The sequence below is a fragment of the Lysobacter sp. 1R34A genome (assembly GCF_051217035.1).
Lineage (GTDB): Bacteria > Pseudomonadota > Gammaproteobacteria > Xanthomonadales > Xanthomonadaceae > Lysobacter.
Map to the genome: position 1 here is coordinate 1 of NZ_JBPKJP010000135.1, position 8556 is coordinate 8556.

7 protein-coding genes are annotated in these 8556 nt (G+C 70.4%); 2 read left to right on the forward strand and 5 right to left on the reverse strand.

The annotated features are described in order from the left end of the window. Positions 1 to 201: 201 nt before the first annotated feature. The 3 genes from ACSAMQ_RS18900 to ACSAMQ_RS18910 all read right to left on the reverse strand — a co-directional run bounded on the left by ACSAMQ_RS18900 (position 202) and on the right by ACSAMQ_RS18910 (position 3582). Positions 202 to 1077, reverse strand: coding sequence for a GNAT family N-acetyltransferase (locus tag ACSAMQ_RS18900; protein WP_435397140.1), 876 nt, complete (start codon positions 1075 to 1077; stop codon positions 202 to 204). Positions 1078 to 1216: 139 nt separating this feature from the next. Beyond that, positions 1217 to 2779 carry a protein adenylyltransferase SelO gene (locus ACSAMQ_RS18905; protein WP_435397141.1) on the reverse strand — a complete coding sequence of 521 codons (1563 nt, stop codon included), beginning with the start codon at positions 2777 to 2779 and terminating at the stop codon, positions 1217 to 1219. A gap of 122 nt (positions 2780 to 2901) precedes the next feature. Beyond that, the gene (locus tag ACSAMQ_RS18910) at positions 2902 to 3582 is read right to left on the reverse strand and encodes a glutathione S-transferase (RefSeq protein WP_435397142.1); all 681 of its coding nucleotides are present in this window, start codon (positions 3580 to 3582) and stop codon (positions 2902 to 2904) included. 142 nt (positions 3583 to 3724) lie between these two features. Here ACSAMQ_RS18910 and ACSAMQ_RS18915 point away from each other — a divergent pair, with 142 nt between their 5' ends. Further along, a complete protein-coding gene (locus ACSAMQ_RS18915) occupies positions 3725 to 4192 on the forward strand; it encodes a YaiI/YqxD family protein (protein ID WP_435397143.1) in 468 nt (155 codons plus the stop codon). Positions 4193 to 4201: 9 nt separating this feature from the next. Here ACSAMQ_RS18915 and ACSAMQ_RS18920 read toward each other — a convergent pair whose 3' ends face one another. Further along, a complete protein-coding gene (locus ACSAMQ_RS18920) occupies positions 4202 to 5509 on the reverse strand; it encodes an MFS transporter (RefSeq protein ID WP_435397144.1) in 1308 nt (435 codons plus the stop codon). Positions 5510 to 5516: 7 nt separating this feature from the next. After that, a complete protein-coding gene (locus tag ACSAMQ_RS18925; protein WP_435397145.1) occupies positions 5517 to 6356 on the reverse strand; it encodes a DeoR/GlpR family DNA-binding transcription regulator in 840 nt (279 codons plus the stop codon). Positions 6357 to 6618: 262 nt separating this feature from the next. On the opposite strand from ACSAMQ_RS18925, the gene ACSAMQ_RS18930 reads away from it, so the two are divergent. Beyond that, the coding region (locus ACSAMQ_RS18930) for a DEAD/DEAH box helicase (protein WP_435397146.1) at positions 6619 to 8556 on the forward strand (1938 nt) is incomplete at its 3' end.

Below are 8556 nucleotides of genomic sequence, written 5' to 3' on the forward strand. Positions count from 1 at the left end.
GCATCGGCGCGGCGCAGCCGGCTCGCCGGCGACGCTGCCGCTTGCCGGCGACGCTGCCGCTTGCCGGCCGCGCCTTCAAATCATCGACATCAGGGCAGCGATGTCGGTCCTGACCTCGCGCTCCCGACCTCTAACCGCCGGCAAATCAACCGGCAATCAGCCGGCGATCGCCGCCGGCACTGAGCCGCTCAGGCCTACCGCTCAGGTCCGCGCCAGCAGCGGAAATCGCTGCGGCCCGGCCGGCAAGACCAGGTTGCGCACGAACAGACCGGCATCGGCTTCCGCGCCGACCGCCCGGGCCTGCGGCCACAGGCGATCCGGCGTGAAGCCGAACCGGATCGTGTGGATCGGCTGCTCGATCAGCTGCGGCAGCGCCGCCAGCAGATCGAACGGCCCGGTCGCGAACACGTCCTCGATCGTCAGCACCCCGTTCTCGGCATCGACGAACACCCAGGTGTCGTCGCCGAGCCGGCGCACGGGGCTGGCATAACCGTTGGCGGCGTACCAGGTAGCGATGCGGCCGTAATCGCACGCAGCGAAGCGTCCGCTGACCGCGGGCGCGGCGGCCGCCACGCGCAGGAAGTCGGCGCGAATCGCCGCGTCGGAAAGGTCGAGTATGGCGGCGCTGCCGTCGCCCGCCGGTTCGGCCTGCAGGCTCGCCTCGAACAGGCTCTGCGGCGCTGCCGCGAAACCGAAACGCGGATAAAACTCCAGCACGCTGTCGTTGGCGAACAGGAACACGGGCGCCGATCCGCAATGCGCCAGCGCGGCCTCCATCGCCCGGCGCGCCCAACCCTGCCCGCGCGCCCGGGCCAGGCAACCGACCGCGCCGAGCTGATAGGCCTCGACCTCGCGCCCTTCGATCAACAGGCGCATGCGCCAGGCCGAAGCATTGGCGAGCACGCGGCCGTCGTCCCCGACCAGGCAGAACGCGCGGTAATCCTCGCCCCACTGCCCCCATTCGCACCAACGGCGGAAATCCGCCTGGCGGAATACCTGGGAAACGTAATCGCAGTACGCGTCGTGCCACGGGGTCGCATCGGCGTCGAGGACGCGCAGTTCGGCAGTCGGATTCATGCTGCGCATTGTGCTGAAAACCCGGCGCGTTCGCGATGGCGGCCTGGCGCCTTCGCCGCGTGGGCTACGTTGCCGCGCATCGACGAACGTCATGCTGTTGAACTGCACGCTCGGAACTGCGCGCTCAGGAAGCGCGGACTCAGGAACTGCAGGACAGCATCGAGCAGCCGGCGCGGTCGCGGGCCCATTCCGGGCGGCGCGCGGCATAGGCTTCGCGCCCCGGCTGATCCTCGTACGGGCGGCGCATCACGTCCAGCAACTCGGCGATGCCTTGCAGGTCGCCCTGCCCGGCACGGTCGATGGCCTGTTGTGCCAGGTAATTGCGCAGCACGTAACGCGGGTTGGCGGCGTTCATGCGGGCGATGCGCTGCTCCGCGGGCCAGGCATCGGCGCGCGCGCGTTCGGCGTAGCGCGCCAGCCAGGCGCGCAAGGCCGGCTCGCCCTGCGCGCCCAGTTCGGCGTCGTAATACGCCTCGGCAAAAACTTGTACGTCCGGCTGCGCCTGGGCGATATCGACCGAGGCCAGGGCGCGGAAGAAGATCGTCATGTCGACCTGATGCCGATGCAGCCATTCGCGCAGCGTCTGCATCAGCTCGACATCCTCGTCGCCGCATTCGCGCAGGCCGAGCTTGCGCGCGATGCTGTCGCGCTCGGCGAGGTTGTAGGCATCGACATAGCGGCGCAGGCCGTCCTGCAAGGCCTCGACCGGGATCAACAGCGACAAGGCGCCGGCCAGGCGGCTGAGATTCCAGTACGCCACCTGCGGCTGCTGGCCGTAGCGGTAACGGCGCTGGCCGGCGTCGGTGGTGTTCGGGGTCCAGTCCGGGTCGTAGTCGTCGATCCACCCGTAGGGGCCGTAATCGATGGTCAGGCCGAGGATCGACAGGTTGTCGGTGTTCATCACGCCATGGACGAAACCGACCCGCATCCAGTGCGCCATCGTCGCCGCGGTGCGTTCGCAGACTTCGCCGAACCAGGCCCCGTACAAAGCCTCGCCCTCGCCGCTCAGGTGCGGGAAATCGCGGGCGATGCAGAAGTCGACCAGTTGCCGCAATAGTTCGGTCTCGCCGCGCGAGGCCGGCAGTTCGAAATTGCCGAAGCGGATGAACGACGGCGCGACCCGGCACACGACCGCGCCGGGCTCGGCCTGCGGGCGACCGTCGTAGAACATGTCGCGGACCACGCTCTCGCCGGTGCCGACCAGGCTCAGCGCGCGCGTGGTCGGCACGCCGAGGTGGTGCATGGCCTCGCTGCACAGGAATTCGCGTACCGACGAACGCAGCACCGCGCGGCCGTCGGCGCTGCGCGAGTACGGGGTCGGGCCGGCGCCCTTGAGCTGCAGTTCCCAGCGCTCGCCGGCGGCGTTGACGACCTCGCCGAGCGAGATCGCGCGGCCGTCGCCGAGCTGGCCGGCCCAGTGGCCGAACTGATGCCCGCCGTAGTTGGCCGCATACGGCTGCATGCCGTCGAGCAAGGCATTGCCGCCGAACACCTCGGCGAAGGCCGGGCTGGCGAGGTCGTCCTCGCTGAAGCCCAGGCGCGCGGCCATCTCGGCCGACCAGGCCAGCAGCCGCGGCGCGGCGACGGGAGTCGGATCGACCCGCGAATACAGCGCGCCATGCACCTGGCGTACGCCCGGCGAGGTGTCGGGGTCGCCGGGAAGTTCGCGGACGAAGGCGTTATCGAACTGCGGCGAATGCATGCGGGGCTCTAAAGGACGGTGCGCGGGGGAGGCCGCGCCGATGCCGCGGCGCGTTCCCCTTCAGTGGGCCCGGAACAGCCCGAAAACAAGCCGGCTCAGCTCAGCTCAGCTCAGCAGCCAGCTCAGCTCAGCAGCGAGTACGGCCCGCCCTGCTCCAGCGCGCGCCGGTAGGCCGGCCGCGCCTGGATGCGTTCGACGAAGGCCCGCATGCGCGGCCGTTCGCGGTCGCGGGCGCGCGCGACCGCGGCCTCGACCGGAAAACTCATCTGGATGTCGGCGGCGGTGAAACGGTCGCTCGCGAACCACTCGTGCTTGCCGAGTTCGCTTTCGATGTAGTCCAGGTGCAGGGCCAGCTGCGGCCCGACGAAGGCCGACACCGCCTTGTCGGCGATGCCGCGCGCGATCGGCTTGGCGAAGAACGGCATCGGCGCGCGCCGCAATTTGGAGAACACCAGGTTCAGCAGCAAGGGCGGCATCGCCGAGCCTTCGGCGTAATGCAGCCAATAGCGATAACGCAGCCGCTCCTCGCCCTGCAGCGGTTGCGGCGGCGGCGACAGCCGGTGGCCGGTGTCGTAGCGTTCGGTCAGGGTCTCGATGATCGCCGCCGATTCGGCCAGGACCTGGCCGTCGAGCTCGACCACCGGCGATTTGCCGAGCGGGTGGATCGCGCGCAGTGCCGGCGGCGCCAGCATGGTCTTCGTGTCGCGCTGGTAGTGCACGATCTCGTACAGCAGCTCCAGCTCTTCGAGCAGCCACAGCACGCGCTGCGAGCGGGAATTGTTGAGGTGATGAACCTTGATCATGCGCGGCGCTCCGGGGAGATGGTCGCCAGACGCTGCGGCGACACGGGCCACATGGTAGCCGGCCCCGGACGAAGGCATGCGACGCGGCCCAGCGCCAGGCGCGACAATGCCGGATCACCAGCGAACCCGGAGCCGCCCGCTCATGACCGCCATCGCCGCGCCGCAGATCTGGGTCGATGCCGACGCTTGCCCGGTCGTGATCAAGGACATCCTGTTCCGCGCCGCCGACCGGGCCCGGGTGCAGCTGACCCTGGTCGCCAACCAATGGCTGCGCACGCCGCCCTCGCCCTACATCCGCGCGATCCAGGTGCCCGGCGGCTTCGACGTCGCCGACGCGCAGATCGTCGAGCGCGTCGCCGCCGGCGACCTGGTGGTCACCCAGGACATCCCGCTGGCGGCGCTGGCCCTGGAAAAACACGCGGTCGCGCTGAACCCGCGCGGCGAGCTGTACACCCGCGACACCATCGCCGAACGCCTGTCGATGCGCAATTTCATGGACGAACTGCGCGGCGCCGGCATACAGACCGGCGGCCCGGCGGTGTTCCATGCCCGCGACCGCCAGGCCTTCGCCGCGCAGCTCGACCGCTGGCTGGCGCAGCGGCCGCGCTGAAGATTCGTTTCAGTCGCGCGCGGCGGCGATGCGCGCGCTCGCCGCCACCGCGACCAAGGCCGCGCCGAGCAGCAGGAAGGCCATCGCCAGGCTGCTGAACTTGGCGATCCAGCCGATCGCGGCCGGCCCGATCAGGATGCCGGCATAACCGAGCGTGCTGACCGCCGAAATCGCCGCACCGGCCGGCATCGCGGTTTGCCGTCCTGCCGCGCTGAACAGGATCGGCACGATGTTGGACGCGCCGAAGCCGACCAAGGCGAAACCGATCAAGGTCGGCACGGCGCCCGGCGCCAGCGCCGCCAGGATGAAGCCGGTCGCGGCGCAGGCGCCACCGGCGGCCAATACCGGCCGCGGGCCGAAGCGATGCACGATGCGGTCGCCGCTGAACCGCCCGATCGTCATCGCCAGGGCGAACACCGCATAACCGATGCCCGCCACGCGGGCCTCGACGCCGCGCTGCGACACCAGCAGCAAGGCGCTCCAGTCGAGCATCGCGCCCTCGGCGAGGAATACGATGAAGCACAGCGCACCGATCAGGATCACCACCCCGTGCGGCAGCACGAACATCGAGCCGCCCTGGCTGTCGTCGCCATAGCGCAACAAGCCGCGGCTGCCAGCTAGCATCAGCAGCGCCAGCGCCACCGCGACGCTCATCGCCGCGACCGCGGGCGCCGCCTGCAGCCACAACAGCGCACTGACCAGCCCGGCGCCGGCGATGCCGCCGACGCTGAAAAAGCCGTGGAAACCCGACATCAGTGCGCGGCCGCTGGCTTTTTCGACGATCACCGCCTGGATGTTGATGGCGACGTCGATGGTGCCGATGGCCGCGCCGAACACGAACAGGGTCAGCGCCATCGCCGGCACGCTGGAGAAATGGGTGAGCAAGGGCAAGGCCGCGCAGACCACCGCGCTGGCCAGCAGGATCACCCGCCGGCAACCGTAGCGCGCGGCGATTGCACCGGTCAGCGGCATGGTCGCCAGCGAGCCGGCGCCGAGCGCGAGCAGCAGCAGGCCGAGCATGCCGTCGTCGATGCCGGTGCGGGCCTTCGCATACGGCACCAGCGGCGCCCAGGCCGCCATCGCCAGGCCGGCGATGAAGAAGGCGATGCGGGTCGACAGGCGCTCGCTGGCGCCGATCGCCGCGCCCGGGCCGGTGTCGCCGACGGCGGCGCCGCGCGAAGGGTCGCGCTCGCCGGCGCTGGTGGCTTCGTCGACGGGGGCGTCGGCGGGGTCGAATTCGCTCATGGTCGTTCTCGGTTCGGTGGCGGCGCGCGGCCGCGACAGGCGGTAGGCATCGGCGCCCAGGCTGCTGGTCATGCGCGGATCAGTCGCCCGGTTCGGCGCGCGGAGTGCGCGCGCGGTCGTTGGATGGCTTCGCGTGATCGTCGGGCGGCCCGGCGCGCAGCACGCGTACGCCGAGCCCGGCGAAGGCCTCGGCCTCCGCAGCGTCGCCGCCATGCTCGATCACCAGCGCCCGCACGCCCTCGGCCGGCCACACCGTGTACGGCGCGGCGGTGCCGAGTTTGTCGTCGGTCGCCACCGCGACCACCGCGCGGCTGGCGGCGGCGACGGCGCGCTTGAACTGCGCGTCTTCGTAATCGAGCGCGCTGATCCCGGCCCGCGCATCGGCGCCGCAGATGCCGAGGAAGTACACATCGCTGGCGATCGCCGCGGCATCGCGGATCGCGCCGCTGCCGAGGCTGGCACCGACATGCGGATCGACCCGGCCGCCGATCACGATCAGCTCGATGTCGTCGCGCACGGCCAGCAAGGCCGCGATCGCCGGCGCATTGGTGGCTACGGTCAGGCCGTAGTCGCGCGGCAGCGCTTCGGCGATGGCGATGTTGGTCGAACCGGCATCGAGGAACAGCACCTGGCCGCGCTCGACCAGGGCCACCGCGGCGCATGCCAGCGCCGCCTTGCGCGCCGGCGCCTGGGCCCGGCGCTGGCTCAGCGAACCGTGGTCGGGCGCCGTCGGCAAGGCGCCGCCGTAGACCCGCCGGCACTGCCCGGCCGCGGCCATTTCGCGCAGGTCGCGGCGGATGGTGTCGTGGGAGACCTCCAACTCGCGCGCCAGATCGACCGCGATCACCCGGCCCTCGGCGAGTAAACGCTCCAGGATCAGGCGATGGCGCTGTTGCGGCAGCAGTTCGTCGGCGGACATGGCAGCCAAATCGTTAAGGATTGAGCTCAATTGTGCACAAACGTGCAATACCCGCAAGCCACGACCCGCCGCCACGTGGCAAAGGACCGATCCGGCACAGCCCGCCGCCGGAGCCCGTGGGTGCCTGCCGCATCCGATCCCGCCACTGTCCCCACCTGTACCCAGGATGCCCGCCGATCCCGCGCCGAGCCGTAGCTCCACACTCATAGGAGTAAACTGGTGGGTCTTCCGACCGGCATCGCCGGCGCTGCTGAGCCTCGTTATGAGCGCCGACCCGACCAATACCTCCCCCGACACCCCGAAATTCACCGACCTCGCCCTGTCCGAGCCGCTGCTGCGCGCGCTCAAGGACGTCGGCTACGAGTCGCCCTCGCCGATCCAGGCCGCGACCATCCCGCCGCTGCTCGAAGGCCGCGACGTGCTCGGCCAGGCTCAGACCGGCACCGGCAAGACCGCCGCGTTCGCGTTGCCGATCCTGGCCCAGATCGATCCCAAGCAGTTCAAGCCGCAGGCCCTGGTGCTGGCGCCGACCCGCGAGTTGGCGATCCAGGTCGCCGAGGCCTTCCAGAAGTACGCCGTGCACCTGCCCGGCTTCCACGTGCTGCCGATCTACGGCGGCCAGAGCTATTACCCGCAGTTGCAGGCACTCAAGCGCGGCGTGCACGTCGTGGTCGGCACGCCCGGCCGCGTCATCGACCACCTCGACCGCGGCACGCTGGACCTGTCCGAGCTGCGTTGCCTGGTGCTCGACGAAGCCGACGAAATGCTGCGCATGGGCTTCATCGACGACGTCGAGAACGTCCTCAAGAAGACCCCGGAATCGCGCCAGGTCGCGCTGTTCTCGGCGACCATGCCGAGCCAGATCAAGCGCATCGCCCAGACTTATCTGAAAGAACCGGTCGAGATCGCGATCAAGTCGACCACGACCACCGCCGCCAACATCCGCCAGCGCTACTGGTCGGTCAGCGGCGTGCACAAGCTCGACGCGCTGACCCGCATCCTTGAGGCCGAACCCTACGACGCGATGATCGTGTTCTCGCGCACCAAGCTCGGCACTGAAGAATTGGCCGAGAAGTTGTGCGCACGCGGCCTGTCGGCAGCGGCGATCAACGGCGACGTGCAGCAGGCGCAGCGCGAGAAGACCATCCAGAACCTCAAGGACGGCAAGATCGACGTGCTGGTCGCCACCGACGTCGCCGCGCGCGGCCTCGACGTGGACCGCATCAGCCACGTGTTGAATTACGACATCCCTTACGACACCGAGAGCTACGTCCACCGCATCGGCCGCACCGGCCGCGCCGGGCGCAAGGGCGAGGCGATCCTGTTCGTGACCCCGCGCGAGCGCGGCATGCTGCGCGCGATCGAGCGCGCCACGCGCCAGCCGATCGAGCCGATGGAGCTGCCGAGCGTCGAGACCGTCAACGAACAGCGCGTCGCGCGCTTCCTCGGCCGCATCACCGAAGCCCTGGAAAGCGCCGACCTCGGCCTGTTCCGCGAAATGGTCGAGCGCTACGAGCGCGAGAAGAACGTGCCGGCGGTCGAGATCGCCGCGGCGCTGGCCAAGGTGGTCCAGGGCGACAGCCCGCTGCTGCTGACCCCGCCCCCGGCGGCGGCCCGCTACGAGCGCGAAGAGCGCGACGGCCCGCGCGAACACCGCGGCGCGGCGACGCGCAAGTTCGTCGAGCGCGACAACGCCTCCAACTCCGGCGCGCACCGCAAGGAATTCCGCCAGGCCGACGCGCGTGCGCCGCGCGACGGCGAGCGCGCCCCGGCGCCGCGTCGCGAAGACCGCCAGTACACCCCGCCGTCGGCGCGTCCGTCGAACAAGGCCGAATCGCTGTTCGACGACGAGTCGCCGGCACCGCGCGCCGAACGCAGCCCGCGCGGCGCGCCGGAAGTCGGCATGGAGACCTTCCGCATCGAAGTCGGCCACGCCCACGGCGTCCAGCCCGGCAACATCGTCGGCGCGATCGCCAACGAAGCCGACCTGGAAAGCCGTTACATCGGCCGTATCGACATCCGCGACGACTACACCCTGATCGACCTGCCCGAAGGCATGCCGCGCGAACTGATGGAGCACCTGAAGAAGGTGCGCGTGGCCGGTCACCCGTTGCGCATCCAGCACGCCAGCCCCGGCGACACCGAAGGCGGCCGCAGCCGTCGCCCCGGCCCGGGCGGCCCGCGGGGTCCCGGCGGCCCA

Excerpts from the sequence above, each read along its gene's own strand:
- ACSAMQ_RS18900 (WP_435397140.1), bottom strand. The coding sequence starts at position 1,077 with ATGAATCCGACTGCCGAACTGCGCGTCCTCGACGCCGATGCGACCCCG.
- ACSAMQ_RS18905 (WP_435397141.1), bottom strand. The coding sequence starts at position 2,779 with ATGCATTCGCCGCAGTTCGATAACGCCTTCGTCCGCGAACTTCCCGGC.
- ACSAMQ_RS18910 (WP_435397142.1), bottom strand. The coding sequence starts at position 3,582 with ATGATCAAGGTTCATCACCTCAACAATTCCCGCTCGCAGCGCGTGCTG.
- ACSAMQ_RS18915 (WP_435397143.1), top strand. The coding sequence starts at position 3,725 with ATGACCGCCATCGCCGCGCCGCAGATCTGGGTCGATGCCGACGCTTGC.
- ACSAMQ_RS18920 (WP_435397144.1), bottom strand. The coding sequence starts at position 5,509 with ATGACCAGCAGCCTGGGCGCCGATGCCTACCGCCTGTCGCGGCCGCGC.
- ACSAMQ_RS18925 (WP_435397145.1), bottom strand. The coding sequence starts at position 6,356 with ATGTCCGCCGACGAACTGCTGCCGCAACAGCGCCATCGCCTGATCCTG.